This window comes from Bacillus sp. TE8-1 (assembly GCF_008368855.1).
GTDB lineage: Bacteria > Bacillota > Bacilli > Bacillales > Bacillaceae_G > Bacillus_A > Bacillus_A cereus.
In genome coordinates this window covers 172,773-198,778 of the sequence record NZ_QPET01000028.1, presented here as the reverse complement: position 1 = coordinate 198,778, position 26,006 = coordinate 172,773, and the positions used below count along the sequence as shown (strand labels likewise).

Here is a 26,006-nt window from a genome sequence, read left to right as displayed (position 1 = left end):
TTAACATTCAGTTCAATTATACTCCTCTTTAGATTTTCAAGGATATCCTCAAGATATTTCGTTCCTTAATACTTGTCCAAAGGAAGGTTTATCATAACTTCCAGCATGAATGTATAAATGCTCAGATGATCTTGTCATGCCTACATATAATAGCTTACGTAGTTTAATATCATTTTGTTCAAGCTCCATTCTTTCAAACTTGTCCACATCAACTAAAAAGACAATTGGTGCCTCAAGACCTTTTGATGAATGATATGTTGTTATAATTAAATGTCCTTCAGTAATATTTTTTGTAACTTTTACTTTTTGACGTATCTCACGATTTAATTTCTTTTGTATATTCTCACAATCTTTTCCTTCTCTACACAAAATTAATATATCTTCTGGCTTATAGCCCTTGCGCTTAATAAGCTCGTAAACTTTATTACTAATATCTTCATATGATCCTTCAATAAAACTAACTCCATCTTTCATTTCATTCTCAAAAGATAGTTCGCTCATTGGACAATAAAATTTATTTACTTCCTCTTCCAATTTCTTTTCTTGTTTCAAGAAATTAAGGGCTAAATCTATATGTTGACTACCGGCACGATAAGATTTCTTTAATAAAGAACTTCTCCCGCGCATATCAATACCTAAGCTCTTCCAACTATGATCTGAGTTGTTATAGATGCTCTGGAGTCTATCTCCTGCTAAAAATAAATTTATCCCAGTAACAGTTTCCTTTTGGTTATTAACATACGTATGTTCTTTACAAGACTTCACACATAATCGAATCCAATCATCTAGAAAGTCTTGGTATTCGTCCACTAAAACAGCATCATATGATGATTGAGCTCGCTGTATAGCTACTTCCGGCAATTCTTCATTCCACCACTTCACTGTATTTTTTTGGGGTACACATATACTTGCTGTATCTAGCGCAAATTTATGAAAAGTGCTAACATCTATATTCTCCAAGCGCACATTCATAAAAGCAAGATCAGCTGCTAAAGAATTCAATTTGTTCTCAATTTTTGTTTTTAACGATCTATTATACGTTAATATTTTTATTTTCCACTCTGGATGTTCACGTACTAGATGAATTGCACGAGCTAGCAATAAAACCGTTTTCCCACTACCCGGAACTCCAGTTACCATATAGTGACCGTACGGTACACGCTTCGCGAAACGCTCTTGCTCTGCATCTAGTGCTGTAATTAATTCTTTTGTACTAATTTGATTATCGCTACAACTAACCTTAATTTCTGGGAATAATAGCGTTCGTATTGCAATAATTTCATCTTCTTCTACGAAACTAAATTCATTTTTAAATAATTGATTTATATTTACTGTACTTAACATATCAGATGAAATACACTGTGCTGGTGGCTGATTAAATACTTGATCTAATCCACTCTCTTCAATTTTATTAGAATGAAGATACGGAAATATAACGTTAGTATGTAATTTAAACTTTAATTCGTTCCGTTCATTTTTTAAAACATCTTGCAAACTAAATAATCTCTGTGCTGCAGTATGGTATAAGTTAGCTTTACAAAACGGATTATCTACCTGTTTCCCATCTGCTAAATCTACTTTTCTTCTATCCGCTCTACTAATGTAAGAAAGTTCCCAATCCTTCACTTCAAAGATTGTTACCCCTCTTTGTGAATCAATTAAAATAAAATCAGGTTCTAAATGTCTAATCCTTGGCTGAATATATAAATACGCTTCTCTTTGCACATCTTTATATAAAGACCGAACCTTTTCAAGTACTTTTCTCTCACCTGGAGTTAAGCTCGGCAAATCATTCGGTATAATATGTAAACCCACAAGAATCCCCTCTTTTTTCATATTATGCGTGTTCGTTATTCATATAAATTAAATATATATATAAACAAATAAATTACAATAATAAAAAATGTTCAAAAGTTCTCTTTTACTATTAAAAATATTATTACACGCCATTCTCATTTTAAATTATATACTAAAATATAAGTTTTCTGGATTATTTTTCTATATCCAAAACAAAAAGACACTTTTCATAGTGCCTTTTCCATAAGTCTATACCTGACCTTTTGTATCACTAATTTCTCTTTTCTCGTTTGCCCTGACTAATTAACTTAATAAGTTTCTCTCGATTAATTAATACAACTCGATTCACTTTAGCGAGTTTGTATGCTGCAGCTGTAAATTCACTATTTGTAACAACCCATGTTTCATCAGCTTTATAAAATTCTTTTGCACTAACAATCTCCTGAACAGATTTAATTCCAACGTTATTCTTATAGCGTTTTGCCTGTACAATAATTCTTTTATCATTTTTTCTCAAAATTAAATCTGCACCAAAATCGTTAGATGCTTTAGTAATCTCTGTTTTATAACCCAAAGCTGGAAATAGACTTCCTAAATATTTTTCAAACTGGTGTCCGCTCATTTTATCAATATCATAAATTCCTGATTGCCGAAGTTCTCTTAGCTTTTTTACATTCACATACATATATAATAATATAATTGCTGCCGATACCATTACTATTGGTACTAAAAATTCCGGTTTCCACAACACCCCGAAAAACGTAATAACTAGTAAAGATCCCAGTATTGATTCATCTTGCTTTTTCTTTCGCTTAGCCATCTTAACTCCTTTTCACTCATAAACTATAATAATTATTTTAATAACCTAGATAAAATATCCCACCTAAAATAACTAATGCTATAGCACCTTTAATTATAGGTAGAATATCATCTGGTATATAAGATCTAATAATTACAAGCAGAGTACATATAATAAATATGACACCAAGGAGTATCCACCCGTCCCAAAGTACTTCTTTTAGTGATTCTGGTAACTCTATATTATTAACATCCATTTTATTTCCCTTTCTATCTCAACTTATAAAATTATAATAACGCATTATTTTTATAAAGGGAAATATTTATATAAATGCATATACTAAGAATGATATCGATATTTTATAAGTACAAAGCACTAAAATTACTTATCTCCTCTATCTCCACCAACCATCTCTCCATACCACTCATCACTCTCCTCCAAAAACACCCTACTCTCCCCACTCCCCTTATAAACCCCCTCCCAACCCCGCTCCCTCAAAATCCCCTTCCAACTATCACTCTCCACCATCCGCTTAATCACATCATCCCAATAAGCAACCTCTTCCTCCGTCATATCTTTTGGGCCCATAATTCCTTTCCAGTGCTGGAATATGACGTTGATTCCTTGTTCTTTCCATGTTAGGATTTCTGGTAGTCGGTCTAGTCGTTTTGATGCGGATACGGCTAGTATTTTTATTTTGCCGGCTTTGTATTGTTTTTCGGCTTCGGATAGGGTCATGGTTGCGGCGCCTATTTGTTTGTTCGTTAGGGCGTTTATGATTTTTTCTTTGTTTTCGTAGACGAAGAATTGTAGTTCGGCTGGGTTTATGCCGAATGCTTTGCTTACTTGTACGAAGGATAGGTGATCGTCGTTTCCTAGGCCGGGGGCAACGCCGATTTTGAAGTTTTTCTTGTTTTGTTTTAGTTGTTCCATTAGTTCGTTTGCGTTTTCTATGTTTGAGTCTTGTGATACGACAACGACTTCCCAGTCTGACGCAAGTGTTGCGAGCGGGGTGAAGTCTTTATATGTTAGTTTACTGTGGCCTAGTAGGTTGTTCGTTATGAGTAAGCTTGAGTTAATCGCCAGTACGTGACCGCCTTTTTGTTTCGTATATTTCCATCCGACATCACCGCTGCCACCTACTTTGTTTGTGACTGTAATTGGTTTTGTGAAGATTTTTTCTTCTGTTAGCGTTTTTTGCATCGCTCGTGCTGTTAAGTCCCATCCGGCTCCTTGAACGTTCGGTGCAACGATTTCTAATTTGTCGATGTTCACTTTATTCGTATGGGATTTTTCCGAGGAACAACCAGCTATTACTCCTGTCATGATCCATATACATAGTAATAATCGTTTTTTCATAGTCCTCGTCCTATTCGGTATTTTCGTTCTGGTCGTCCGATAATACCGTATGTGTACTCTACTGTGCATTCGTTTGTCGCTACTAAGTATTCTAAATATCTTCTTGCGGTTGTTCTGGAGGCCCCCATTTGTTCGCCCATTTCTTCTATTGTAATGCCCTCTTCGAATCCTTTTATAATCCCTTTCACTTTTTGCAGTGTTAACGGATCAACACCTGTCGGTAAGTTTTTTATGTCTTGTGTTTGCGAAGTCCCGAAGAAATTATCGATGAGCGCTTGATTTACTTCATTGTTACTATGTAATAGTTGCTTCTTTCTTTTATAGTCTTCAATCGTGCGAACAAATTTTTCTAACGTGACTGGTTTTATAAGGTAGTTACTTACGCCGTTTCGAATTGCTTTTTCTAACATATAGTTTTCATTCGCCGCTGTTACCATAATGACATCAACATTTGGAAAGTCAGCATGGATTTGTGGTAATAAATCTGTACCAATTCCATCTGGTAAGTAATTATCTAATAGAAGTAAATCGATTTCTTCCTTTTGTAGTAGTTCCATCGTTTCTTTCGCGTTCAATGCTTTTCCAATCACTTTTACGTCCTTTATTTTTGATAAAAACTCTTCCTGAATTTGCGCGACGCGGAAATCATCTTCTGCAATTGCAACCTTCAACATATGTCCATCCCCCTGTTTGTCATGTACTTTCTTTCAATGTTTTCGGAAGGTAAATTGTAAAAATAGCTCCCCCATTTTTCTCGTTTTGAATTTCAATTGTTCCCTCTAGTAGATCTACCATTTCTTTTACGTTTGCTAGTCCGTAACCACGATCAGTTCCTTTCGTTGAAAATCCTTTTTGAAAAATGGTCGTAATTTTTTCTACCGGTATTCCTATCCCACTATCTATCACTTCAAATACAATATCGTGTCCTATATCCGTAACGAAGAAGGAAACTCTCTTCTCCTCTTGCCCACTCACCGCATCAAACGCATTATCGATTATGTTTCCAAGGATCGTAATGAGGTGCGACACCTTTATATGGTCTGGTAATGGATGAAGCGCACTATCTCCTTCAATATGAAAATCAATTTTCTTCTCAGATGCTGTTCCGATTTTTCCTAATAAAATAGCTTGTACTTTCGCATCGTGAATTTGATGGAATAAAATATGGTTTTGGCTTTGATGAATGTTAGATTCTTGCTGGATAAATTCAATCGCCTCTTTGTAATGTCCTAACTGAAGTAATCCTGATAAAACGAAAAGCTTATTTGTAAATTCATGTGTTTGAGCGCGTAAGTCCTCGGAATACTTTCTTACCTCAGATATTGTGTTCACAAGGTTTTGCAGTTCTGTTTTATCTCTAAAACTACATACAACACCTACCGTACTGTTATTTTCGAGTATCGGCGTCATATTTAAAATAAACACCTTATCTTGAAACGCGATTTCTTGATCGTTTTCTAGCACTCTCTCCATATTAAATTCCGGTAAAACTTTTGAAATGTGCTGCTGCATATAATCATCATTTACATGAAGCATTTCTTCTGCTGAGGTGTTCATCATCGTAATAAAACCATTTTGATCAATGGCGATAATCCCTTCTTTTATAGATAGTAGTATTGCGCTTCGTTCCCGGTATAACGCTGCGATTTCATTCGGCTCTAAACCGAGTGTATCTTTCCTGATGCTACGCGCTAAAAGAATGCCACCAACAATGCCGGCTAATAATACTGCTAATGAAAAGAGGATAATTTCTTTCGTTCTACTCAATATGTTAGATTCAATACCTTTTATTAAAAACTCTACTGTCACAACGCCTACTACTTGATCGTAATCTCCGTTATGAACAATAATAGGTGCCTTCGCCATTAAAGCCGGGCCACTTGAACCCTTTCCTTCGAGCGTATAGTATCCGCCAAAAGTGAGCGCTTCATAGTTATACGGGTTGTTACTCTTTGTGCCAATTAACTCCGAATTAGAATGGGAATACATAACCCCAAAGCGATCTTCTATAATGACATAATCTGCACCAGCTTGCTCACGAACTTGTTCCGCAATAGATTGAATCGTACTTTTATGCTCGTTATTTTGAAAAGCATCTTTTATAGCAGGCATAAAAGAAAGCGACTTCGCTGTTTGCAGTGCTAACTGTTCTACTTGGCGCTTCGTATCAACGGACTGAATGTAAACAAATATTCCCGCTAATAGGAGAACGACAAATAAAATTAACGCGATAATTAAGCTTACTATTTTCGTTTGCAATGACACTTTGCGTGATTTCTTCATATTTCATATCCTTTGATAAAATATTCAAAACTATCAATCTCCTTTTTCTATTATTATGACAAAACTGAAAATGAAGCAACTATTAAAAATATCCATGTTCATAAAGTACAAAAAGAATAAAATTGTCATAATATTGAGATTTCATTTAAAGAACAGTACAATTCAACTACAATGAACACGCTTTCATAATTATTATTTTATTTATAAGCAAGAGGAGGAATTAGTATGGCTCAAGTAAAATCAAACCGAGTCGCCGGCAATATTTTCAAAGGTTCTGTCGGCAATTTAATTGAATGGTACGACTGGTACGTTTACTCTGCTTTCGCTGTTTATTTTTCAGCAGAGTTCTTTCCTAAAGGAGATCCAACGAGTCAATTACTGAACACAGCAGCTATTTTCGCAGTTGGGTTTTTAATGCGCCCTATTGGGAGTTTATTAATGGGACGTTATGCGGATCGGCATGGACGCCGGGCAGCATTAACGCTTTCCATTACGGTTATGGCCGGTGGTTCTTTAATTATCGCCTGTACACCGAGTTACGAAAGTATCGGTATTATGGCACCAATTATTTTAGTTCTTGCTCGTTTACTTCAAGGGTTGTCACTCGGCGGAGAGTATGGAACTTCCGCAACGTATTTATCTGAAATGGCTAGTAGTGGACGCCGTGGTTTTTATTCAAGTTTCCAATATGTAACGCTCGTTGCTGGACAGATGGTTGCGTTAGGCGTTCAAATTGTTCTTCAGCAATTACTAAGCGAACCAGATATGAAAGCTTGGGGATGGCGTATTCCATTCATTATTGGAGCGATGGGCGCAGTAGCTGGATTATGGCTTCGCCGCACGATGGATGAGTCGGAGCAGTTCTCAAACATAAAATCACAAAAACGTGAAAGCGCAGGAACCATTCGCGCTCTTATGAAACATCCGAAAGCAGTATTAACAGTAGTCGGCCTAACATTAGGAGGCACTGTTGCATTTTATACGTACACAACATATTTACAAAAGTTCATGGTAAACACAGTCGGCCTTCCGAAAGAAGTTGTAAGCTGGATTAACTTTGTCGCACTACTTATATTCGTCGTACTTCAGCCAATTGCAGGGCTATTATCCGATAAAATTGGACGCCGCCCACTATTAATGGCATTCGGTATTCTCGGAACATTACTAACAGCGCCCATCTTCTTCTTTATGGAAAAAACGACAGAACCAATCGTAGCATTTTTACTCATGATGGTCGGCCTCATTATCGTTACTGGTTACACATCAATTAACGCAATTGTAAAAGCAGAACTCTTCCCGACCGAAATTCGCGCACTTGGCGTAGGTTTACCATATGCACTAACAGTTGCGATATTCGGCGGAACAGCTGAGTTCATCGCATTATGGCTAAAGAGTATCGGAATGGAGTCACTATTCTACTTCTACGTAGCTGGATGTATCGCGATCAGCTTTATTACGTATTGGCGTATGGATGAGTCATCGAAGACTTCGCAGATTGAGGCAGAGCTTGGTGGTGGGGATACACTAGTTAATAATAAGTCTAGTTAAAATTATGTATTCTATGTTTTTCGTTAATCTGAACTCGATGAATCTCTTTCTTGGCAGGGTAAAGATGTTGTTGGTGCTTTAGAGGTAAGATTAGGATTTACCATTGATGTAAAGGTAACTGTGAATGGAGCGCCACAATACAAAGTACATAACAGCAAGGATAAAAGATACTATGTATCAGCAATTGAAGCCTATTTGTATGTAAAGTAAGAGGTACAAAAGGGCATCCACTTAAATGATACTTTTTAATTTAAATCAACAAAAGAGACCGCAAATGTTAGGTCTCTTTTGTTGATCATTCTCCATATGTAACTTTCTCTTCACTTACTCCAAGCTAGATAACATGGTTCATTGAAATATTCAACCTTAAAGAAGGCTTGTTCTTCAAAAAATTCATTTCTTGCCCTCAGAATCTAGCAAAGTAGCTATTCAATAAATTTTTTCTCTGAATCCAAAAATTTATAAAACCTATTTAACAAATCTTCCTTCGTAGTTGGGGTATCTTGGGGCATATAAGTAATAAAACTTGTCATATCTTCAGGATAATCATGTCTATCATAAAACTCTGCAATTCTATTTAATAGTTCATCCTCATCAGTAATCTTTTCTTTTAACTTAGATAAGTAAACGAATCTGAGTTTACTTATCTCATTCTGTAATTCTTCACTATTTTCTTCTAGATTAGGAAAGTGGAAATCTTTAATTTCAAACAAAATTTTATCTAAATCACTAGAATCTATTCCCCAAGCTAGTTCATTAACAAAAGCTTCATCATCACCGGCTTCCATTAGTTCCACCGCATAATCAGAAATGACATTCGGTTCGAAATATTTTTTATTTACACCGGTATAAATAGTTTTCCAATCATACTTAAGACCTTTGTTCTTAAAATCTATTAAATCCATATAATTCTCCTTTTACTTTTTTGGAACTTGATTTGGTTTCCCTGTAACAGTACCATTTTCATTATCTACAACTACCAAGAGACCATTAAATTCCATACCAATAGGAATATTATTCAGTTGATTATCATGTGCGCCTTGGTACCCTTGTAAAGATACATAAAAATCATGCAGTTCAATTCCTGGTATAACAGGATTTAATTCAAAAGCATAACCTAAATAATTACCTCCAAAGTCTAAAAATCAATAAGAATTATAATATTCTTTAATTGAATTATGTAATTGTATCCCCAAATCTTTTTCTATATTAGAAAAATCATGAATTATATTTTTTTCTAACGGTTTCCAGAATACGTACCCCTCTATATCTGGTTCTCCTTCATAGATAAAAGTATCTGCTTCTTCTATCCATAAAGATTTTAGTAATGAACTATTACAATCTTGCCACTCTCTAATTATTTTATCAAAACAATTTTCCATTTCATTTTTCATTTTTCATTTTTCATTTTTTATTTTTTATTTACCGCCTAATGTATGATGTTCAATACATTTCTGAAGCATTTCTACATATCCTGCATCTTTCACCCATGCTCCAATCGCTTTTTTTGCGTTATGAACCCCTCAAAAACCAGGATGTAGTGGCAGCGGAACACCAACAGCTTGACCACCACCAATATGGTGATGGGCTAATTTAGTTCCACGTAATCCAGTAAAATCATATTGTAGAAATTCCCCTCTAAATCATTAAGGATTTAGAGGGGAATTTCCCTATCACATAAGTAATATCATTTCTTATTAAATTTACTGTGTATCAGTTCAAAAAATTTATTTGTACCAAGTGAAATTGCGCCAATAATAAGAACACCAATAATAAAATAAATCTTTTTAAATAAGTTGTAAGGAGATAAAATAGCAACTACAAGAAGTATTATAATTGCAACGAATGTGACTAATTTCCCAACTTTAAATGCTTGCATATCAGCTTTCCTCCTTCTGGATAAAAACAGCCAATATAGTCATACATCACAGGTTCTTTAACCATAAGTTTTTGTTTCCTTCCATAAATCACAATACTTAAAATTCAATAAACCTCTTTAAAAGGTTTCATGTGTTCTACCCCCATCTTCTATATGCTTCCTTAAATAATAGTACCTATGGAGTTCCATAATGAAATGAAACAACATAAACGAAAGCATGGAGTATACACACATTAATACAATTGCTACCATCTTTTGTGTTGCAAAACCAAGACTGATATTAGCAATGAGTTGACCCAATCCTACAAAAGCCACTACTCCAAAACTAGAGTTTTTTTTCGATGATTTTGATTTTTTGATTGATTCCTGAAGTTTTTTAATATGATTTTTATAATAATAATGCAAAGCAAAAATATACAAACCAACCGAAAAAATAAAATAGATAGGAGTTTGTAATCCTAACATTCCATATGCAAACTTTTGGGTTATAACTAATAATCCTACTGAACATACGATGCCAAATACCCCACGAAATAGAGTGTATTGTAATTGTCGCTTCCTAGGATTTATAACAATCCATATTGCCCATACATTTAAAAAAGCAACTGGTGGAACTATTATGTACATATATATCGGTTGAACAGGATTCGCAAAAGCAGGTAAAAGCACAAATATATCTGCTATCCCAATCACAAGAGTAATTATAGTCGATCTTATATCATTTACAGCATAAAGAGCCACATAATATTCAAAAGCTTTTTTATTAAAATCTGTATTTTTTTTCATGTTAATTAAACCACCCCGCAACTGTTGACCAAGCTTTTTTCGAACCCGTTTTCACCCTATCCTTAATACTATTATCTTCACCATCACCATCTAAATCAACATCCCATTTTACACCTTCTGTGAAATATTTTTCCCTTCTCGAAAAAAAGATCAACCAATTAATAAGATCTAGACTTATCAAAAATTTAAAAAAGCCAAAGATTTTGCTGGTATCGAATCTATTGGGACTCACACCATGCGCAAAAGCTTCGGCTATTGGTTCTATAAATAAAAGGTGTCACTATGTTACACGAAATACTCAATTATAGCACCCTATAAATTACACTGAAATATATTGGTATCAACAAGGAAGAAAAAGACAATATACTAGATACACTTTGTATTTAATTCAATACACATTTCTAATAATATCCCCAGTAAGTATTCATGAACCTAAAATATATTGAAATTAATAAAAAACTGAAATAACATCAAGAACTTGCAGATTTACAATATTAAATATCTATCAATATGATTTATTCTATTGATAGATATTTAATTAATTTTACACTTCAGCTAAGGTTTACAAGTATCTCGTATGACTTATCTCAAAATCTTTATTGATGTTAAAGTTATTCATTTTTAAGACTAGCAACAAATTAATATTGTAAATTCACATTTTAGGGGTAATCCTCTAACCTTCAAATAAAAAATATATTTATGATTAAAACTAATTATATTTTTTTACCTTTAAAGGAATAGATATAAAATACAAATCTATAGCATAAATAGTAATCAAAATACCTTTACCTTCATCAGCAAACTTTGATTGATGAAACTGTTCTGAAACTTTTCTTTTTCCCCATCTTTTAGGAAACCATTGAAATCCTGAAAACATATAATTAATCTACCTTTTCACTAAAATTTTGCTAGTTTATTTCTTAACTCTAACTCTTCGACTGTTTCAAAACCTTTAAAAAATAAACTAGCAATTTGATTATGATTAAAAAATACATTGTATTCTTTAGACAAATTCCCATGAGGATATGGACAAGACACGTAATCCCACATTTTATTTTCATTCACTTGTCCCTGTTTTCTACCGTAAATCATAAGAGGTTGATTAATTCCTTCAACAAGAACCACAGAACCAATTGGTAATAAATCTTCTCCAATAAATAAATTTGGCATATATCTATCTTCCATAATTAAAAGTTCCTCCTAACTAAATTATAAAAAATTAATATTTCTTTGAAGAATGAGATTTCTTAAAAAAAAATGAAACAATCTTATAAAATATAAAAATAGATAATGGCATTACTAAACAAAATACAACAGATAAAACAATTTTTTCATTAAACGTAGCATCTGCTCCAAACCATATAGCTAACAAACTAGATGGAACAGCAATAGCACAAAAAATCAATAAAATCTTCTTAAATACATCTAAAGAAAACAAACTTTATCCTCCTAACATTAATTAAATAAAACTATTTAATCCTTTTCTACTCCAAACTTTACCCCTAGACCTATTCCAAGACCAACATCAATTTCATTCATTAATCCAAATTTAGCCTCTCCACCAATACTACCATAAGCTGCCTCTCCACCAACAACTACTTTCCAATCAATAAAAGGAATAGGAACTTTAAGTTCTGCTTCACCTTTAACTAAATCTGCTTTCGCACCAATACCAATATGACCATCTTTAGCCTCAAAACCAGCTTCAGCATTTCCTACTTTTATATGAGCCTTTCCAAAATCATGATCTACACCAAGATCATTAAAAGTTACCCCAGCCTTGGCTTCTCCACCAATTCCCCCACCAAACTGAGCTTTAACTTCAGCTCTAAGCAATTGCTCATGTATAGTAAAATCTTCAACTTTAAATCCAGCATCTACAACAGCTCCTTTAACCTCTCCACCAATTTTATTAAAAGATGTTAAATCATTAGAAAAAGTATCCATATCTTTAGGAAGCTGTATATCCGTTTCATATTTAAAAGCTTGAGCAAAAGCACCACTTTTTTTATCTGGTTCTACACCTAATCCACCAGAATTTTTAAACACAATATGATTATCCGAACTACTAGTTTTATTGACAATACTATTTAATTTAGTAGCAAATTTATTATTATTATCTACTTTTTCAGAATCCTTATTCAACCTTTCATGCTTTGTTCTTTCTTTAATCAAATTATCAACTTCACGAGCTTTATCTGCTGTAATTTTTTGAATAGGCCCCGTCCAATCCATATTCAACCCTTGCGTACTAAATGTACCACTTGCAGGACTAAAGCCTTTTCCACTTTGAACTTCCGCAAGACCTGCAGCAATACTAGCTGCTAATTGAAGTGCTGTACTATAATTATTACTAGAGGTCTGATTGAATTGATACAAATGATCCAGCTTTTCTTGCAGTTTTTTCCTCATCACAGTAAAAAGATTCGCCATAGCGTCCATACCTGGGATTGGCATAGCTTGACTGATGGCTTCCATACTTGCTTTCATTCGGTCAATTTCTCGAATTTGTTCTAATATTTCTTGTTCAATTACATCTGTGGAAGCGACTTGTGATTGAAATTGACTTGGAAAAGCATCGTTCTGGCGAATTAACTCTTCACACAGATAAATGATTCCTTGCGCTAAAGGACGAAAGGTTTGTACAAAAAATGATTTTGCACTGCTATAAGTTTGTCCTTGTAGAACAGTATCAATTGCAAAGGCATCAATTGACTGAATGACTTGTTCCATACCTTGAATAGTAGCGTTACATACAGCATTCATACTTTGAGTTTGGCCTTGTACTTCTCCTAAATACATATTTAAGCTCATGCATTGACCTCCCTCGCTAATTGTTGTTGATAGGAAAGGTCGTTTTCTAAATCACTAAGGTTTCGTCTTTCTTTAAGCAACGTTTCTTTTTGGTTTTCTAATTCAAATGTGACTTTTCGTTCAATATGTTGTGCCTCTTGATATGTATTCATAAAAAATTGAGACATTTCTCTATCACCATGCCAAGTTCCTAAAATTCGATCAAACAAACGATGGTTTCGACCTCTCCATTCATAAAAATCTGCTTCCACTTGCTCCTGAATGTGAATCGCGGATTGATTTCGGTCTTGTTCTTCAAATACACTTCTTAACTTTTGATTTACTTGATTGATTTGTTTTTCAATATCTTGACTCATTATATTCCTCCTACTATTTTACCTTTACGTAGGTTGTCACATTAGCGAAAAGTGTTGTGAAGTTCGTTATCCATTCTCTCAAACTCTTGGGCTACTGAATGAATATTATCGACCGCTTGTTGAAAGGCAGTGGAAAATTGTTTCGTAAAATCTAACATTTGTTGATTCGCTTCTTGTGCTTTTGAATTAACAGATAGTGTTGTACGCGTCGCCTTTGTTATAGAACGATTTGTTGCACTTTGGATTATATTCGAAGCTGTTCTCATCTGCGTAGCAATTTGTTGTGCCGTTTGAAAATTACTTTGAAATTGTCCCATCACTCAAATCCTTTCTCTAATTTTCAGAAGATGCCAAAAAATCCCAATAAATATATGAAAATTCCCTATTAATATCACTCTTTTTAAACGTGTGTCCAGCTAAGTTGGGCATGCAATCAAATGAGCCATACACTATAAGCTGTATGGCTCATTTGAAATGCCTGTTATATAGAGTATGACAATTTTTATTTCAAACCGAAATTACGTGATAATTCTTCATCATGAGAAGCAACAGCTTCTGCAGTTTTATTAAGCTGCATATTAATTTCTTGTAATAGCTGTGCGAAGTTTTGTACTTTTGGCTTTAATTGATTGAACTGTTGATCAAAACCTTCGAAAGCACGACCTTCCCATTCTCCTCTTAATTCATTTTGTAAATTTTGTAGTTGACTTAAAATGTCCTCAATTTGATTTGCACCTTGTCCATATTGAGCTGCTTTCGATTTAAGCTCCTCTGGTGACATACGAATTTGTCCAGCCATTTTCATTTCCCCTTTAATACATAATGAGCAAAATATAAATTGGTTAATTTTACTAAATATATTATAATGTATTATTTTGAACTTTAAAACATTTTATCTTTCTATTGAATATTAGAATATTAATATTCAACTTTTTCTTACTTTACAAGATTTTATGCAAAAAAGACCACCAAAAGGCAGTCCCTCAAAACTCAATCCCATCCCGCGCTCCACTACTTTCTCATACAAATAATTCGCAACGATAGTATCTACTACAGCCAAACCAACTGATTTGAAAATAGTAATCTCTTCATCATTTTCGTGACCAGCTTTTCCCCCTTATAATTTAACCAATTTCGGCGTGGAGATTGCTAGTTTTATCAAAATTTGAAGATCACCTGTTTCTAGATCCTATTCAATTAAGCAATCCTACAAATGCCTCTTCTTCCTCATCTATAAAACCTACAAATATAATTTCTTCAATAGCATCCTGATTAAATACAAATGTATAATCAGGATCAATATATCCTTCTGGATAAAAACAGCCTATGTAGTCATACATAACCGGTTCTTCAACCATAAGTAGTTGTTTTCTCCCGTAAATTACAACCTTTTTTGTCCCTCCTTTTAACAGAACAATAGAGCCATTTGGTAACAGCTTTTCTTTAGAAAATTGCATAATTCTCCGCCCTTTCTTATACGGCTGATATATTTTTCAAAGATTATTTAAATAGCGCAGAATCTCACTTGCACCATCCTGTCGTTTTCGATTAAGTATTATTTATCCCTATCACCCAAAATAGAAAAAAGATATCTCTGCTATCTAAATGTAATTCCACATTCATGAGATTAACTCTCCCTCCTATTTTTTCTATCCTTTAACCAACTAGAAGAAGAATGCGATTATATACTTGAAATGCAACAAATCCTCTTTAAAAGCCTATACGTATTTTCCCTCCATCTTCTATATGCTTCCGTAAATAATAATACTTATGGAGTTCTATAATCATATAAAACAAAACAAACGAAAACACTGTGCATGCAGACATAAATACAATTGCCCCCATCTGTTGTGTTGCAATGCTAAGAATTATATTAGCAATTAACTGCCCCGATCCCGCTGCAATAGCTGCTACTTTTACACCACCAGTTCCTTTCGATGATTTTGATTTTTTTCTTGGTTCCTGAAGTTTTTCAATATGATTTTTATAAAAATAATACAAAGCAAAACCATACAAACCAAATGAAAGAATAAAATAGATGGGAGTTTGTAATTGTAACACTTCATAAGCATATTTTTGAGTTATAACCAATAATCCGACTGAACATATGGCGCCATATACTCCTCGAAATAGGGTGTATTGTAATTGTCGTTTCCGAGGATTGATAGCAATCCATATCGCCCACAAATTTAAAAAAACAACTGGAGGAGTTACTATATATACATAGAGTAATCGAAAAGGATTCGCAAAAGCGGGCAACAGAATAAATATGTCCGCTCCCACAAGAACAAGGGCAATTATTTGGAATCTTATTTCATTTACAGGATAAAGAGCCATATAATGTGCAAAAGCTTTCTTATTAAAATCTATAATTTTTTTCATATTAATTAAACCACCCCGCTACTGTTGACCAAGTTTTTTTCGCACCCGTTTTCACCATATCTTTAATACTATCATCTTCACCATCACCATCTAAATCAACATCCCATTTCACACCTTCTGTAAAATATGTTAGTCCTACTGAAACAGCAAATCCAGCTGCCGCAACCGCCAGAACTGGTGCTGCTGGGAGGGCAGCAACTGTAAGAGCCGTTGCCCCTACGGTTACTGCTCCTCCTACAACAACATTACCAATAATATCCCCGGCGATTTTATCATTTGATTCATTATTTTTGATATTCTCACTTGTATCCGTATATGAGTCTATAGCCACACTAAACCATCCAAGTTTATCCTTTAAAGCCATTTTAGACGCACTTAGCGCACTTCCATTTTTTATAAGAGCATCTATTTCTTTTATCGTCTTGCTAGCAGTTCCATTTTTCATTTTTGCCGCGACATCATCTACATAATAAATCTTATAATCCCTATACTTTCCATTAATTTTTTTATTGCCCTTAAAACCGGAATATTCTCTTACAAGGACGCGTTGTGCTCTTCTGTCCAAATCGTATGTTACCTTATAACCATTAATTACTTTATGAGCTGTATTCCCTACTACAACTGCACCTGTAAGTGTTCCGAATGTATTCCCCGCTCCATCCAATGGTGCATTCCAATTGAATCCAGTCATACCTAAAAATGACTCTTTTTTGTCTACTTCACCAGATTCAGAATCCTTATTTAACCTTTCAACTTCACGAGCTTTATCTTCTGTAATTGTTTGAATAGGCCCCGTCCAATCCATATTCAATCCTTGCGTACTAAATGTACCGCTGACAACACTAAATCCCTTCCCACTTTGAACTTCCGCAAGACCTGCAGCAATACTAGTTGCTAATTGAAGTGCTGTACTATAATTATTACTAGAGTTCTGATTGAATTGATACAAATGATCCAGCTTTTCTTGCAGTTTTTGCCTCATAACAATAAAAAGATTTACCATAGCATCCATACCCGGCATTGGCATAGCTTGATTGACAGCTTCCATACTTGTTTTCATTCGGTCAATTTCCCGAATTTGTTCTAATATCTCTTGTTCAATTACATCTGTGGAAGCGACTTGTGATTGAAATTGACTTGGAAAAGCACCATTCTGACGGATTAATTCTTCACACAAATAAATAATTCCTTGTGCCAAAGGTCGAAAAGTTTGTACAAAAAATGCTTTTGCACTGCTATAAGTTTGTCCTTGTAGAACAGTATCAATTGCAAAGGCATCAATTGACTGAATGACTTGTTCCATACCTTGAATAGTAGCGTTACATACAGCATTCATACTTTGAGTTTGGCCTTGTACTTCTCCTAAATACATATTTAAGCTCATGCATTGACCTCCCTCGCTAATTGTTGTTGTTGATAGGAAAGGTCGTTTTCTAAATCACTAAGGTTTCGTCTTTCTTTAAGCAACGTTTCTTTTTGGTTTTCTAATTCAAATGTGACTTTTCGTTCAATATGTTGTGCCTCTTGATATGTATTCATAAAAAATTGAGACATTTCTCTATCACCATGCCAAGTTCCTAAAATTCGATCAAACAAACGATGGTTTCGACCTCTCCATTCATAAAAATCTGCTTCCACTTGCTCCTGAATGTGAATCGCGGATTGATTTCGGTCTTGTTCTTCAAATACACTTCGTAACTTTTGATTTACTTGATTAATTTGTTTTTCAATATGTTGACTCATCTTTTTCCTCCTACTATTTTACTTTACGTAGGTTGTCACATTAGCGAAAAGTGTTGTGAAGTTCATTATCCATTCTCTCAAATTCATTAGATACCGAATGAATATTATCAACCGCTTGTTGAAAGGCAGCGGAAAATTGTTTCGTCAAGTCTAAAACTTGCTGATTCGCTTCTTGTGCTTTGAAATTAACAGACAACGTTGTACGCGTCGCCTTTGTTATAGAACGACTGGTTGCACTTTGAATCCTATCAGAGGCTAATCCCATTTTCGTAGCAATTTGTGTTGCTTTTTGTAAATTACTTTGAAATTGTCCCATTCTTTCAAATCCTTTCTATAAATTTTCCAAATGCATTAAAGAAATCTCATTATATATATCCCTATCAATATCACTCGCTGGGCATGCAATCAAATGAGCCATACACTATAAGCTGTATGGCTCATTTGAAATGCTTGTTATATAGAGTATGACAATTTTTATTTCAAACCGAAATTACGTGATAATTCTTCATCATGAGAAGCAACAGCCTCTGCAGTTTTATTAAGCTGCATATTAATCTCTTGTAATAGCTGTGCAAAGTTTTGTACCTTTGGCTTTAATTGATTGAACTGTTGGTCAAAACCTTCAAAAGCACGACCTTCCCATTCTCCTCTTAATTCATTTTGTAAGTTTTGTAGTTGACTTAAAATGTCCTCAATTTGATTTGCACCTTGTCCATATCGAGCCGCTTTCGATTTAAGCTCCTCTGGTGACATACGAATTTGTCCAGCCATTTTCATTTCCCCTTTAATACATAATGAGCAAAATATATATTGGTTAATTTTACTAAACATATTATAATCTATTATTCTGAACTTTTAAACGCTTTATCTTTCTATTGAATATTAGAATATTAATATTCTACTTTTTCTTGCTTTACAAGATTTTATGCAAAAAAGACCACCAAAAGGCAGTCCCTCAAAACTCAATTCTATCCCGCGCTCCACTGCTTTTTCATACAAATAATTCGCAACAATAATATCTACTACAGCCAAACCAACTGATTTAAAAATAGTAATCTCTTCATCATTTTCGTGACCAGCTTTTCCCCCTTATAATTTAACCAATTTCGGCGTGGAGATTGCTAGTTTTATCAAAATTTGAAGACTACCTGTTTCTAGATCCTATTCAATTAAGCAATCCTACAAATACCTCTTCTTCCTCATCTATAAAACCTACAAATATAATTCCTTCAATATCCTCATGATTAAATACAAATGTATCCTTCTGGATAAAAACAGCCAATATAGTCATACATCACAAGTTCTTTAATCCCAAGTTTTTGTTTTCTTCCATAGTTATTTATGTGAATTCAGCTCGTTTTTTTGTTTTGGGTGAAAAAATTTTTTAACTTGATAGCAATGTGGTGCTGCCCCTATTAGGCAAATTCGACAAAGAAAAAACACCCAAAGGTGCCTTCCTCCCACTTGAACCATCTTAATTTTATTGTGTTGTTATTATATAAGAAAAGAAGACATCGCTTAAGATGTCTTCTTTTACTTGTACAATTGGTGTTAAGAAGGTATTTATTGCTTAAAAACCATAAAAAAATATAACAATCATCGAGTAAACCTATTATAGCATCAATAAATAGAGTTTTTATATGCATATTTACATATATATAGATTTATTTATGTTTTATCTATATAGTTAAATTGTCTGTTTCTTGTTTTAATTCGTTTGTTTATTTTGAGTGCTCCAGCAATGGAGCCTTTTTTTATGCAATAAAATATTTTCTTAGCATTACTTAGTTGGTCTATATTAACTTTACCCTCTTAAATTATATCTATATTTTACCAAATGATTATATAGATAACCAGTTTTTTCTAATAATTTAGTGGATTGATAATTTTAATGTTAGTTGTTAATACTTATAGAAAAATTCATCATGCAATGAAAATTGAGAAATCAAGAATTATAAAAAACTTATAGTATCTTTTGTAAAGGTATATTTTTAATTTGTATATTAATATGTTATAATTTAATTTCTAAAACTACCAAAAAAGGACTGCCAGTAATGGTGGTCCTTTTTTATATTGGTGAGATTGTACTAGTATAATAAAATAGGATTAACTGTATATTGTGAGTGTGATTGGTTATCCCTTCTTTCCATTTGGAAGGAAAATGGATCGTTGTCAGTTTTTGATTTAAGTAAGCAAACAAGAATTACAGAGGATTTGATTGTACAACATTTGCGTAAATTAGCCTTTGGAAATATTGTAATTAGTGAACGTATAGGGAAAAGACTTCATTTTAAAATAAAAGATAATAAAACAATGGAGATTAATAGGGTTACAAAGTTAATTTTAATTACTTTCGATATAAATGCTTTTGCTATAACTTAATTGTGTAAAATCACAAGTAGTCCACCTACGGAAATAGGTGGGGTTGAAATTCATAAAAAAAAGACACCTAAAGGTGCCTTCTGCCGACTTGAACTATCTTAATTTTAATAATATGTATTGGATTCTGTCCCAAATATTATTGTGCCATGTTAAGTTATTGTATTTTATTTTTGCACCAGAACTGTTTTCTTTTCATAGGGTAATTTGTCCAATTAAAAAATACTTCCACTACAAAGATCAACTCTTTAATAGAGTTGATCTTTTTTAATTTTGAATATTTTAATTTTTAATAACAATACAATCCTATATTATGTTAACATATAAGTATATCCCAATATTACCAATAATAATTAAATTTTCCATAGTAATATTTGTTACTAGAAACGTCTATTTCACTGCTTTTTTCGCTGTTGTTCTCTCATAAAATAATAATAAAACCTCTTAACTTATTTGAAAGGCGTTATTATTTCAACTAACATTTAAATCTTAAAATACCCTTTCTTGATCCCGCAAAAATAATAAAGATGAATATATGAACAATGAATTAAAAACAATTATTATAAACTGAAAATTTACTTTTTATTTACAAAAAAATAAGGATATGGTAAATTTAAATTGTAAGATTTTCCATTAGTGTAAAATCTTAACAAAATATAAAATGATAGAAATGGGGAATTAGTATGAAAAAAGCTATTATCGGTGCAATTGCTGCAGGTGTTTTAGTAGTTCCAGCTTCAATGAATGTATTTGCCGCAGAAAAAACAGTTGGAAAGTCCGAAATTGTGACAGCGGATAGCACAATAACTGAAGGATTTGTAGCAGATGAAAACAATTCTGGCAATAAACCTCAGTTATACGCAGGTGTAACGTCTGGTAAAGCAGACGGTGGGTATTGGATTAGAGGAAAAAGAGATGGAAACGTTATTTCCGAATATAAACATTATACAAAACAAGGTAGAGCAACAGTTACAAATGGAAAAGGCGTCTACAATGATGGAAAATGGCAGAAGAAAGATGTATTTAGCAAAGCAAAAGCTACATGGACATCTAGTGGTACAAATAAAGCGAATTACGATAATAAATAATATTCAAAAACAAGAGAAGTTTAAAAACTTCTCTTGTTTTTGAATATAGATAATTAGTGATATTAGATTTTTCTAAGAGGTTTTTGAATATAGATAATTAGTGATATTAGATTTTTCTAAGAGGTGTTTGCATGAAAAAAATCATTTTTATTTTAATGGCAGCAACGCTGGCATTAACTGCATTTTTATCTTTAAATATTTTTAAAGAATATAAAACACAACAATTATTCTATAAAAATACAACTAGTATTACTTTAAATTTTGAAGAAGAGAAAAGTTACACTAAGAATTACATTGAATTTTTACAAAGTTTAGCAAAGAAATATAATGTGAATATTTCAAAATACATATACCCGGGAGAAAATGATTTACATATTTTCACAACTGATACTAGTTTAAATAACCATATCAAGTTAAAATCAGGGAAGTTTCCAGAAGTAAATTCAAACAAATTTATAAGTACTTCTGAAATTGAGAGCACAGATCAAATTGGTATTATAAAAAGAATAGATTCGAAAACTAAAATAACTATCCAACCTTTAAGTGCAGATGAAAATTTTGATGGAAGTGGTATGTACTATATCTCGACTCAAGATAAAGAAAAAATAAATGCCATGTTAAAAGAACTAAATGAAAATGTAGCTAAAACAGAAATTTTTGGCGAAAATAAAGCCGATTTTATATATTTACTTGAGAGCAATGGGTTTCAAATATTTTGTATATTTTTGATTGTATTATGCATCTTTGTTGCGATTATTCACTATATCATTCGTAGATTGAAAGATATAGCTATCATGCAAACATTGGGCTATACAAGAAAAAAAATAGTTAGCTTCTTTATCTTTAATTTAGGGAAAATCATGATACTATCAAGTCTTATGATTTATGTATTATTTATTATGTATTGTATATTTACAGATAGTACAGATTTTTATTTTGAATTATCATGTATTTTTTGGATTATAGCAATTACATTGAGTTTTATTTTAATTATACCTATCACAATAATTACGATAGTAGCCTTTACTAGAAATATAAATGTTTCAAAAATAAAAGGTAACAAGCCATATATATTAGTTAGCACATTAAATTTCACTTTAAAATTTCTATTTATAGTCGTAATGTTATTGTCCACGTATCATTGGAAAATCCTATCGAATGAACTCAATCAAAAGATAGATAATTTATCTAATTGGTCAAAAACTAAACATATTTATAAAACTCAAGTTACTTTCGCTAAGGGCGACGATTTAGGTGCGGAAGAAAAAATTAGCAAAAAAATGAAAGACCTTTACTTGGATATGGAAAAACAACATGGTGGCTTTCTAATTAGTACGTCAAATTATGACAAAATAGATGGAAAGTATATCTATGATTTAAATAATGAAAATGGGGATCCGAAGTTAGAACCTTCCGGAAATAGTGTTACTATAAATTCAAACTATTTATCTTATAATCCTATTAAATCAGTAAAAAAAACAATCAAAGAGCAAATTATTCATGATTCGAATACTATGAATATATTAGTGCCTGAAAAATTAAAGGAATATGAGAAGGAGATATATAAGAATTATAGAAAACATTTTTATTTCCAAAAAGTTGAAGTTGATAACATTTATAATGAGGAACTAGGAAGAGAGAAAAATAACACTAAAGAACAAGAGTTAAATATAAATATTATATATGTAAAAAATAATCAAGATTATTTTACTTATGATTCAACTATAAAAGCGGAAGATAAAAATCTCATTAGAGATCCTATTGCAATTATTGATACAGGTATCTTCAATCAATCCTTTTATTTGTCATATGTTGCATCTGAATTTTATTTTAAAACTAATAGTGAGCAACCATACGATAGTATAAGGGCTACCATTACTAAAAATGAGGCTCAATCAACTATACAAAATATCACCTCAGTATATGATCGTTTAGCGTTTGAAATTCAAAACCTAAAAACAGAAAAAGAAAATTTATTGATCGCAATGATCATATTAATCGTCTCGAATTTTCTAATAACTTATAACACTATTTCTAGTTACTATGAAAAAAACAAGTTCAATTTGTATATTAAACAGTTATTTGGATTTAGCGCTATAAAGCGCAATAAAATTATGATTACTTTATTGTTATTAGTAAATATTATACCTATTATATCTGTATCTATATATGTTATTGATACTTATGTGATTTCTATAGGTATTTTGATCCTAATCTTAGAAATTTTAATAAGCTATTTCTTTGATAAGAAATTAAGCAATCAAACATTCAATGCTATCATAAAAGGAGAACATTAGTAATGATTGAATTAGTGAATATAAATAAGAAATTTGGTAATAAAGTTGTATTAAAAGACTTCTCATTGAAGATTGAAGATACAGACTTCATCGCAATCGTTGGGGAAAGTGGAAAAGGAAAAACGACGTTATTAAATATTATTGGTTTATTAGAACAAAGCGACTCTGGAGATATAATTATAGAAGAACAAATGAATCCAAACAAAAAGCAAACCTTACTATTGCAACGTGAAAAATTAGCTTATCTATTTCAAAATTACGCTTTAATGGAAAACGAAACGGTAGAGAAAAATTTATTAATAGCCCTAGAATATCAAAAAAATATCGATAAAAGAAAAATAATAAAAGAAGCTTTACAAAAAGTGAATTTGCCTAATTATGAGAAGAAAAAAATTTTTGAGCTTAGTGGTGGAGAACAACAAAGAATCGCTTTAGCAAGAATACTTATTAAAAAATGCGACTACATTTTAGCTGATGAGCCAACTGGTAATTTAGATAACAATAATCGAGATTTAGTGTTTAACATATTAAAAGACCTTAATGAAGATGGAAAAACGATAATATTTGTTACACATGATATGGAATTGGCCTCTAGAGCAAAAAAAATTATAACAATTTAGCGTAGGTTAAAAAGAAACTATTTTTACCCATACCATTAAAATAGTATGAGACTGATATTAATGCATCATTTGCAAAACGAAAGGACGATTCTTATGTATTTATAGAATCGTCTCTTCGTTACTATACGTATCCTTATTAAAGTCATTAAAATGGGTCCTATTGCAAAAAATCGAGAAGCTGATATTGTGTATGAAATATTGTATAAAAGAAGCTTATAACGATTTAATAGTGATGAATTATTAAATCAGTTGGAATCTGTTCGTAAAAAAGTAAGGTATGTAGAAAACAGCGCTAGTAATTGGGCTAGGATTAATCCCACTCTGTTCTTAATTTAAGGAATTCCAAAACGTTCTAACTTCAATGGAAGACCGCCTGCACCACAAGCTTAATTGTTCCGCAAAGAAAGTCATACTACTTGTATGGCTTTTTCTTTATTTTAGTTACTTAAGCCCTACATTTTTATCTGATTTGCTTTTGCTGGTGTAGAAGAGGGAAAATATAGAAGCATAAAGTGAAACTTTGCCCTCACCAATTGGGCTTTTACGGGCAGCCCGCCCCCACCTAATTTCTTTGCTTTCGCTGAATTTTGAGGTGGGGATCTTACTGCCCGTTAATGCGGGATAAAAGAAAACCGCCTGAAATGATATGTACTTGAATAGTAGTACATAAAAAATACAAATAACAATAAATTAAATATCGTTAAAACAAAAAGGAGATGTCCCAGGCATAGTACTAGGACATCTCCTTTACTTATCTAAATTCTACAAAGCACTCTCAATTAAACAATTATTAAATATATCTTCTATCTAAAACATCGTATTATCATTAGCTGCTTCACTTGGAATCTCTTGAATTACATCCCAGTGTTCGACAATCTTTCCATCCTTGATACGAAATATATCCACTATAGCAACTCCCTTATCTTGAGAATTAGTACGAGAATGTACATGAAGAGCAACTGTATCCCCTTCAGCTACTACACGTTTAATCTCTGCAGAGGAATTAGGATTTTTAACAAAATCCTCCTTAAAGAAATCCATGAAGGCTTTTCGTCCATCAGCAACAAAAGGATTATGTTGCTTATAATCTTCGCTAACATATTTAGGGATAATATCGATATTATGTTTGTTAAAAACTTCATTATAGAAATCAACTACCATCTTTTTATTCTTTTCATTTTCTTTCACTTCTTTTGATACAGAAGCAACATTTTCGCTCTTTATTGAGTTACCTTTGTTATTACCGGTGGAAGCTTGAAATATCAAAGTCGATACAATTCCTAAAATAAACACAGAAATAATTATTACTATTAAACTTTTCTCTAATTTCATATATACCTACCTCTTCTACTTAAATAAGTTCTCTTCTATAAAAAGCTTGAAGAAGGAGAAACCTTCCCCAAAATGTAATGTCAGGGGTAATGTTAGGAATTTCATTTATCCTAACCTCCCCCTATACAACGCATATTAGAAACGATTCATTCTAACTTAATACCTCATTAACAGTTGCACTGTCCACAATTTGAATAAACTTCTTAACCTTATCGTTCTCATCAAACTTATAAAGGTGACAAAAATCTGCTATGAACGATTTCCCTGTAGCTTTATATGTCCCATTATATTTTCCATACACGATAACAGTATTGTTATTAAAAGCATAGATTTCATCTTTAGCGCTATAGTCATCCCATTCTGTGCCAAGACGTTCATGTACGTTTTTCACTACTTCATCTGGACCTATATAAGTACCTGCATATGGAAACCCAGCAGCTTCTGTCCAAGATACATTTTCACTTAAATACGTTTTGAACGCATCCAATTTCCCTTCGCCAGTTAACACATACGTTTCATGTAATAGTTTTTGATATTTATTCAT

General features: G+C 32.6%; 27 protein-coding genes and 9 pseudogenes. 7 read left to right on the top strand and 29 right to left on the bottom strand.

Features of this window, described 5'->3' with window-relative positions; all coding sequences use genetic code 11:
• Positions 1-48: 48 nt before the first annotated feature.
• The 5 genes from DN404_RS24780 to DN404_RS24755 form a co-directional block, all read right to left on the bottom strand.
• Positions 49-1,815: a UvrD-helicase domain-containing protein gene (locus DN404_RS24780; protein WP_149215562.1), complete on the bottom strand. Its 1,767-nt coding sequence runs from the start codon at positions 1,813-1,815 to the stop codon at positions 49-51.
• Between the two features lie 253 nt (positions 1,816-2,068).
• Entirely contained in the window at positions 2,069-2,617 is a 549-nt protein-coding gene (locus DN404_RS24775; protein ID WP_016125572.1) for a restriction endonuclease, read from the bottom strand.
• A gap of 360 nt (positions 2,618-2,977) precedes the next feature.
• Entirely contained in the window at positions 2,978-3,955 is a 978-nt protein-coding gene (locus DN404_RS24765; RefSeq protein WP_149215561.1) for a tripartite tricarboxylate transporter substrate binding protein, read from the bottom strand.
• On the bottom strand, positions 3,952-4,629 hold the full coding sequence (locus DN404_RS24760) for a response regulator (RefSeq protein WP_000921544.1): 678 nt from the start codon (positions 4,627-4,629) through the stop codon (positions 3,952-3,954). Before DN404_RS24760 ends, DN404_RS24765 begins: the two co-directional genes overlap by 4 nt.
• 19 nt (positions 4,630-4,648) lie before the next feature.
• A complete protein-coding gene (locus tag DN404_RS24755) occupies positions 4,649-6,238 on the bottom strand; it encodes an ATP-binding protein (RefSeq protein ID WP_149215560.1) in 1,590 nt (529 codons plus the stop codon).
• Positions 6,239-6,463: 225 nt separating this feature from the next.
• Between DN404_RS24755 and DN404_RS24750 the strand changes: the two genes are divergently transcribed.
• A complete protein-coding gene (locus tag DN404_RS24750; RefSeq protein ID WP_149215559.1) occupies positions 6,464-7,786 on the top strand; it encodes an MFS transporter in 1,323 nt (440 codons plus the stop codon).
• Positions 7,787-7,825: 39 nt separating this feature from the next.
• A pseudogene (locus DN404_RS31360) lies at positions 7,826-7,996 on the top strand (N-acetylmuramoyl-L-alanine amidase); the annotation flags it as partial.
• A gap of 215 nt (positions 7,997-8,211) precedes the next feature.
• Here DN404_RS31360 and DN404_RS24740 read toward each other — a convergent pair.
• The 6 genes and pseudogenes from DN404_RS24740 to DN404_RS24720 form a co-directional block, all read right to left on the bottom strand.
• Positions 8,212-8,691: a DUF2247 family protein gene (locus tag DN404_RS24740; protein WP_000364132.1), complete on the bottom strand. Its 480-nt coding sequence runs from the start codon at positions 8,689-8,691 to the stop codon at positions 8,212-8,214.
• A gap of 45 nt (positions 8,692-8,736) precedes the next feature.
• Positions 8,737-9,180: pseudogene (locus tag DN404_RS24735) on the bottom strand (SecY-interacting protein Syd); the annotation flags it as partial.
• 129 nt (positions 9,181-9,309) lie between these two features.
• Positions 9,310-9,375 (bottom strand): annotated as a pseudogene (locus DN404_RS31050) (hypothetical protein); the annotation flags it as partial.
• Between the two features lie 98 nt (positions 9,376-9,473).
• Positions 9,474-9,665, bottom strand: coding sequence for a hypothetical protein (locus DN404_RS24730; RefSeq protein WP_001147554.1), 192 nt, complete (start codon positions 9,663-9,665; stop codon positions 9,474-9,476).
• Positions 9,666-9,676: 11 nt separating this feature from the next.
• Positions 9,677-9,769, bottom strand: a pseudogene (locus DN404_RS24725) (DUF4176 domain-containing protein); the annotation flags it as partial.
• A gap of 13 nt (positions 9,770-9,782) precedes the next feature.
• Entirely contained in the window at positions 9,783-10,451 is a 669-nt protein-coding gene (locus tag DN404_RS24720) for a hypothetical protein (protein WP_139849224.1), read from the bottom strand.
• 130 nt (positions 10,452-10,581) lie between these two features.
• Here DN404_RS24720 and DN404_RS31045 point away from each other — a divergent pair.
• Positions 10,582-10,838: pseudogene (locus tag DN404_RS31045) on the top strand (tyrosine-type recombinase/integrase); the annotation flags it as partial.
• 322 nt (positions 10,839-11,160) lie between these two features.
• Here the strand turns inward: DN404_RS31045 and DN404_RS30650 are convergent.
• The 16 genes and pseudogenes from DN404_RS30650 to DN404_RS24635 all read right to left on the bottom strand — a co-directional run.
• Positions 11,161-11,328, bottom strand: a complete 168-nt coding sequence (locus tag DN404_RS30650; RefSeq protein WP_000490954.1) for a hypothetical protein — start codon at positions 11,326-11,328, stop codon at positions 11,161-11,163.
• A 20-nt stretch (positions 11,329-11,348) separates the two neighbouring features.
• Positions 11,349-11,636 carry a DUF4176 domain-containing protein gene (locus DN404_RS24705; protein WP_076876523.1) on the bottom strand — a complete coding sequence of 96 codons (288 nt, stop codon included), beginning with the start codon at positions 11,634-11,636 and terminating at the stop codon, positions 11,349-11,351.
• A 34-nt stretch (positions 11,637-11,670) separates the two neighbouring features.
• The gene (locus DN404_RS24700) at positions 11,671-11,889 is read right to left on the bottom strand and encodes a hypothetical protein (RefSeq protein ID WP_076876522.1); all 219 of its coding nucleotides are present in this window, start codon (positions 11,887-11,889) and stop codon (positions 11,671-11,673) included.
• A 35-nt stretch (positions 11,890-11,924) separates the two neighbouring features.
• Positions 11,925-13,265 carry a T7SS effector LXG polymorphic toxin gene (locus DN404_RS24695; protein ID WP_076876521.1) on the bottom strand — a complete coding sequence of 447 codons (1,341 nt, stop codon included), beginning with the start codon at positions 13,263-13,265 and terminating at the stop codon, positions 11,925-11,927.
• A complete protein-coding gene (locus tag DN404_RS24690; RefSeq protein WP_149215558.1) occupies positions 13,262-13,621 on the bottom strand; it encodes a DUF3958 family protein in 360 nt (119 codons plus the stop codon). Before DN404_RS24690 ends, DN404_RS24695 begins: the two co-directional genes overlap by 4 nt.
• Before the next feature lie 41 nt (positions 13,622-13,662).
• Positions 13,663-13,938 carry a TIGR04197 family type VII secretion effector gene (locus tag DN404_RS24685; RefSeq protein ID WP_000529655.1) on the bottom strand — a complete coding sequence of 92 codons (276 nt, stop codon included), beginning with the start codon at positions 13,936-13,938 and terminating at the stop codon, positions 13,663-13,665.
• Positions 13,939-14,123: 185 nt separating this feature from the next.
• Positions 14,124-14,420, bottom strand: a complete 297-nt coding sequence (locus tag DN404_RS24680; RefSeq protein WP_000918587.1) for a WXG100 family type VII secretion target — start codon at positions 14,418-14,420, stop codon at positions 14,124-14,126.
• A 126-nt stretch (positions 14,421-14,546) separates the two neighbouring features.
• Positions 14,547-14,738 (bottom strand): annotated as a pseudogene (locus DN404_RS24675) (hypothetical protein); the annotation flags it as partial.
• A gap of 76 nt (positions 14,739-14,814) precedes the next feature.
• A complete protein-coding gene (locus tag DN404_RS24670; RefSeq protein ID WP_138101366.1) occupies positions 14,815-15,078 on the bottom strand; it encodes a DUF4176 domain-containing protein in 264 nt (87 codons plus the stop codon).
• Positions 15,079-15,331: 253 nt separating this feature from the next.
• The gene (locus DN404_RS24665; RefSeq protein WP_098821582.1) at positions 15,332-16,003 is read right to left on the bottom strand and encodes a hypothetical protein; all 672 of its coding nucleotides are present in this window, start codon (positions 16,001-16,003) and stop codon (positions 15,332-15,334) included.
• A gap of 1 nt (position 16,004) precedes the next feature.
• Complete coding sequence (locus DN404_RS24660; RefSeq protein WP_149215557.1) at positions 16,005-17,387, bottom strand: T7SS effector LXG polymorphic toxin; 1,383 nt, start codon at positions 17,385-17,387, stop codon at positions 16,005-16,007.
• Positions 17,384-17,746 carry a DUF3958 family protein gene (locus DN404_RS24655; protein ID WP_149215556.1) on the bottom strand — a complete coding sequence of 121 codons (363 nt, stop codon included), beginning with the start codon at positions 17,744-17,746 and terminating at the stop codon, positions 17,384-17,386. The genes DN404_RS24660 and DN404_RS24655 overlap by 4 nt, the downstream gene beginning before the upstream one ends.
• 40 nt (positions 17,747-17,786) lie before the next feature.
• Complete coding sequence (locus DN404_RS24650; protein ID WP_006923578.1) at positions 17,787-18,062, bottom strand: TIGR04197 family type VII secretion effector; 276 nt, start codon at positions 18,060-18,062, stop codon at positions 17,787-17,789.
• A gap of 158 nt (positions 18,063-18,220) precedes the next feature.
• Positions 18,221-18,517, bottom strand: a complete 297-nt coding sequence (locus tag DN404_RS24645; RefSeq protein ID WP_000918591.1) for a WXG100 family type VII secretion target — start codon at positions 18,515-18,517, stop codon at positions 18,221-18,223.
• Between the two features lie 198 nt (positions 18,518-18,715).
• A pseudogene (locus DN404_RS31040) lies at positions 18,716-18,835 on the bottom strand (ornithine cyclodeaminase family protein); the annotation flags it as partial.
• A gap of 76 nt (positions 18,836-18,911) precedes the next feature.
• Positions 18,912-19,080: pseudogene (locus tag DN404_RS24635) on the bottom strand (DUF4176 domain-containing protein); the annotation flags it as partial.
• Positions 19,081-19,909: 829 nt separating this feature from the next.
• Between DN404_RS24635 and DN404_RS24630 the strand changes: the two are divergent.
• The 4 genes and pseudogenes from DN404_RS24630 to DN404_RS24615 all read left to right on the top strand — a co-directional run.
• Positions 19,910-20,128 (top strand): annotated as a pseudogene (locus tag DN404_RS24630) (transcriptional regulator); the annotation flags it as partial.
• A gap of 680 nt (positions 20,129-20,808) precedes the next feature.
• Positions 20,809-21,213: a lactococcin 972 family bacteriocin gene (locus tag DN404_RS24625; RefSeq protein WP_000709112.1), complete on the top strand. Its 405-nt coding sequence runs from the start codon at positions 20,809-20,811 to the stop codon at positions 21,211-21,213.
• A gap of 131 nt (positions 21,214-21,344) precedes the next feature.
• Positions 21,345-23,510 carry a DUF1430 domain-containing protein gene (locus tag DN404_RS24620; RefSeq protein ID WP_044307484.1) on the top strand — a complete coding sequence of 722 codons (2,166 nt, stop codon included), beginning with the start codon at positions 21,345-21,347 and terminating at the stop codon, positions 23,508-23,510.
• Between the two features lie 2 nt (positions 23,511-23,512).
• Entirely contained in the window at positions 23,513-24,130 is a 618-nt protein-coding gene (locus DN404_RS24615) for a putative bacteriocin export ABC transporter (RefSeq protein ID WP_000571715.1), read from the top strand.
• Between the two features lie 807 nt (positions 24,131-24,937).
• On the opposite strand, the gene DN404_RS24610 is transcribed toward DN404_RS24615, so the two are convergent.
• Together DN404_RS24610 and DN404_RS24605 are read right to left on the bottom strand one after the other, a co-directional pair.
• Positions 24,938-25,462: a nuclear transport factor 2 family protein gene (locus DN404_RS24610; RefSeq protein WP_000764219.1), complete on the bottom strand. Its 525-nt coding sequence runs from the start codon at positions 25,460-25,462 to the stop codon at positions 24,938-24,940.
• Positions 25,463-25,613: 151 nt separating this feature from the next.
• Positions 25,614-26,006 carry a nuclear transport factor 2 family protein gene (locus tag DN404_RS24605; protein WP_149215555.1) on the bottom strand — a complete coding sequence of 131 codons (393 nt, stop codon included), beginning with the start codon at positions 26,004-26,006 and terminating at the stop codon, positions 25,614-25,616.

Bases quoted from the DNA above. Each gene is read 5' to 3' on its own strand.
- DN404_RS24755 (WP_149215560.1), bottom strand. From the start codon at position 6,238: ATGAAGAAATCACGCAAAGTGTCATTGCAAACGAAAATAGTAAGCTTA.
- DN404_RS24625 (WP_000709112.1), top strand. From the start codon at position 20,809: ATGAAAAAAGCTATTATCGGTGCAATTGCTGCAGGTGTTTTAGTAGTT.
- DN404_RS24720 (WP_139849224.1), bottom strand. From the start codon at position 10,451: ATGAAAAAAAATACAGATTTTAATAAAAAAGCTTTTGAATATTATGTG.
- DN404_RS24680 (WP_000918587.1), bottom strand. From the start codon at position 14,420: ATGGCTGGACAAATTCGTATGTCACCAGAGGAGCTTAAATCGAAAGCA.
- DN404_RS24670 (WP_138101366.1), bottom strand. From the start codon at position 15,078: ATGCAATTTTCTAAAGAAAAGCTGTTACCAAATGGCTCTATTGTTCTG.
- DN404_RS24645 (WP_000918591.1), bottom strand. From the start codon at position 18,517: ATGGCTGGACAAATTCGTATGTCACCAGAGGAGCTTAAATCGAAAGCG.
- DN404_RS24760 (WP_000921544.1), bottom strand. From the start codon at position 4,629: ATGTTGAAGGTTGCAATTGCAGAAGATGATTTCCGCGTCGCGCAAATT.
- DN404_RS24775 (WP_016125572.1), bottom strand. From the start codon at position 2,617: ATGGCTAAGCGAAAGAAAAAGCAAGATGAATCAATACTGGGATCTTTA.
- DN404_RS24695 (WP_076876521.1), bottom strand. From the start codon at position 13,265: ATGAGCTTAAATATGTATTTAGGAGAAGTACAAGGCCAAACTCAAAGT.
- DN404_RS24660 (WP_149215557.1), bottom strand. From the start codon at position 17,387: ATGAGCTTAAATATGTATTTAGGAGAAGTACAAGGCCAAACTCAAAGT.
- DN404_RS24620 (WP_044307484.1), top strand. From the start codon at position 21,345: ATGAAAAAAATCATTTTTATTTTAATGGCAGCAACGCTGGCATTAACT.
- DN404_RS24615 (WP_000571715.1), top strand. From the start codon at position 23,513: ATGATTGAATTAGTGAATATAAATAAGAAATTTGGTAATAAAGTTGTA.
- DN404_RS24610 (WP_000764219.1), bottom strand. From the start codon at position 25,462: ATGAAATTAGAGAAAAGTTTAATAGTAATAATTATTTCTGTGTTTATT.
- DN404_RS24730 (WP_001147554.1), bottom strand. From the start codon at position 9,665: ATGCAAGCATTTAAAGTTGGGAAATTAGTCACATTCGTTGCAATTATA.
- DN404_RS30650 (WP_000490954.1), bottom strand. From the start codon at position 11,328: ATGTTTTCAGGATTTCAATGGTTTCCTAAAAGATGGGGAAAAAGAAAA.
- DN404_RS24705 (WP_076876523.1), bottom strand. From the start codon at position 11,636: ATGGAAGATAGATATATGCCAAATTTATTTATTGGAGAAGATTTATTA.
- DN404_RS24765 (WP_149215561.1), bottom strand. From the start codon at position 3,955: ATGAAAAAACGATTATTACTATGTATATGGATCATGACAGGAGTAATA.
- DN404_RS24740 (WP_000364132.1), bottom strand. From the start codon at position 8,691: ATGGATTTAATAGATTTTAAGAACAAAGGTCTTAAGTATGATTGGAAA.
- DN404_RS24605 (WP_149215555.1), bottom strand. From the start codon at position 26,006: ATGAATAAATATCAAAAACTATTACATGAAACGTATGTGTTAACTGGC.
- DN404_RS24685 (WP_000529655.1), bottom strand. From the start codon at position 13,938: ATGGGACAATTTCAAAGTAATTTTCAAACGGCACAACAAATTGCTACG.
- DN404_RS24665 (WP_098821582.1), bottom strand. From the start codon at position 16,003: ATGAAAAAAATTATAGATTTTAATAAGAAAGCTTTTGCACATTATATG.
- DN404_RS24690 (WP_149215558.1), bottom strand. From the start codon at position 13,621: ATGAGTCAAGATATTGAAAAACAAATCAATCAAGTAAATCAAAAGTTA.
- DN404_RS24655 (WP_149215556.1), bottom strand. From the start codon at position 17,746: ATGAGTCAACATATTGAAAAACAAATTAATCAAGTAAATCAAAAGTTA.
- DN404_RS24650 (WP_006923578.1), bottom strand. From the start codon at position 18,062: ATGGGACAATTTCAAAGTAATTTACAAAAAGCAACACAAATTGCTACG.
- DN404_RS24750 (WP_149215559.1), top strand. From the start codon at position 6,464: ATGGCTCAAGTAAAATCAAACCGAGTCGCCGGCAATATTTTCAAAGGT.